We start from the raw sequence: 1,995 nt of genomic DNA, 5'->3' as shown, positions 1-1,995 counted from the left end.
CCCGCCCGCCGGGCGAAAACTTCTTAGCTCTCCCGGCCCACCAAGGGGGTTGGGCGCGGGGGGGGCCGGAGCCAACCCCGTTTCGGTTGTCTGCGTCAGTGCTCGGGTTACCGCTTCAGAATCGCCCTCGCGAGATGAACAGCCCAGGACGAGTCCGCTTTGGTGCCGAACTTCCCCAACTCGTAACCCGTAGCGCCGATCAAACCAAGCACCTCCACGGTGCTCCCGGACGTGTCACGTTTGGAAGTCTGAGCCCCGGACATGAGGATGCTCGACGACCGAATCGGCTCTAACGCTCCCGCGACGAAACGATGACGATCTGCCGGCGACAAGCCAGCGGCTACGGCGAGGAGGACAAGGAGTTCCACCGCTCTCTGCGAGCCGCCCGGCGCGACCGGAACGCCCTCGACGATCACCGACCACATCATTGACGCGTCCCGCTCAGCTGACTGTCCCCGCTTCGTCAGTAAAATTTGCCCTTTGTGCTTTCGCACCAGGCCGAACTTCTTGAGCACTGCGAAGAGTGATCGCCCTTGGGGGAGGTTTACCGGTCCCAGTTCAGGTTCGTCGAGCATCGCATCGACCGTCATGAAGAAGTCATCGGCGTCGATCCCTTCGACACCGATCAGCGCCAAGACCGCCTGAAGGCGTTGGCCCGCCTCGACGTGGACCAACTCTCCGATTGCCGACTCATCGTCAATGCCGGCTCGGGTGAGGACCGCGTGCAGTTCCGGGACTCGCGAGGGTTCCAGGCATTCGACGAGCTTCGCCATGTCGTACGGCGCAACGATCTCGTCCGGTCGAGGTGTATGAAGTCGATTGTTGACCTCAGCGATCTCGAATCGTGTCGGCTCGAATTCAGTTTGCGGCCATTCGAGGGTCCATTCGTGGGAGCGCAACTTCTCCGAAGCGAGGACACCGAGAAGCTGCTCGTACTCGTCAGGCCCGACGCATTCCTCCGGCGGACAAGCACCGCGACCCGCTGCACATACAACTTGGAATCCGTCGGGCAGTACTTCCGAAGATTCAAGCGTCAGTGTGTGGCGCCAGTTCCCGAAGCGTCCGTAACGATAACTGATTTCATCGCCAGGCGAGACCATGACCTCGTCCAGACGTACGGCGGACTCCACGATCGCCACTCGTCCGGCGCGACGCTGCTCGGCGCTGCTTCCGGAAGCGACGTACTCTTCGACCTCGCCCGGAAATCGGCTGCCGGACTTGGACCACGCGTGCGAATGACGGTCACTCCACCCCATTGCCCGTTGGACCACCGAATGCAGGTCATCCAGATTCAGATCCGACGCGACGAGGATTCGTCTCCAGATCTGGGTGGAAACATTGTCGACGCTGATACGTATCGCGTATTGCGCCGGTACCGCGCGCCTCTTCGAACGCAACGATCGCGCTACCTGAAGGCCCCCGCGCCCTCCGCCAGTTTCTTGTACAAATCTTCGCAGTTCTTCCGGTTCCGTCGGAACGAGTCGCAAATGCGACACCCTCGAGCTGCTCAACCCCACCATGCCACTCAGCCTAGGCCAAAGTGCTAGGGACGAAGGCACAAAATCGGAGAGTACTTCGGACTTATGAGACGGTTCACAATCTATACCTTGGCTAACAAGTCCCTATGTGCGTCGGCGCCGGCATCTTCCTCGCCCTGCCCTGCCCCAGCGAACGTACCGTTCATCTCGTTGAAGGCGACGGAAGTGCCGTTCGCTCGATCCCGGCGCGTCGTCGGTCACGCCCCTGCCCGGATGGTGTGAACGTACCGTTCCCCTCGTCCAAGAGGGTGAGAGTGCCGTTCACTCGATGCCGGGGGGGGCGGGTTGGGGGTCGGTTTTGGGGGTGTTTTGGGTACGAGAAAGCCCCCCAACCACGAATGGTTGGGGGGCTTCTCTAATGTGTGTTCGGCGGTGTCCTACTCTCCCACACCCTGTCGAGTGCAGTACCATCGGCGCTGAAGGGCTTAGCTTCCGGGTTCGGAATGGGACCGGGCGT

The 1,995-nt window shown here is 61.4% G+C and carries 1 protein-coding gene and 1 rRNA gene; both read right to left on the bottom strand.

Annotated features, from left to right (window positions below):
• Positions 1–107 precede the first annotated feature (107 nt).
• Positions 108–1,397, bottom strand: coding sequence for a plasmid pRiA4b ORF-3 family protein (locus ACFWEM_RS29770; protein ID WP_378539355.1), 1,290 nt, complete (start codon positions 1,395–1,397; stop codon positions 108–110).
• Between the two features lie 505 nt (positions 1,398–1,902).
• A 5S ribosomal RNA gene (gene rrf, locus ACFWEM_RS29765) occupies positions 1,903–1,995 on the bottom strand; the annotation flags it as partial.

It is taken from the genome of Rhodococcus sp. NPDC060176, from assembly GCF_042728675.1.
GTDB lineage: Bacteria > Actinomycetota > Actinomycetes > Mycobacteriales > Mycobacteriaceae > Rhodococcus_F.
Note: the sequence above shows the minus strand (reverse complement) of the source record. Positions and strands in the feature narration are given on the sequence as shown.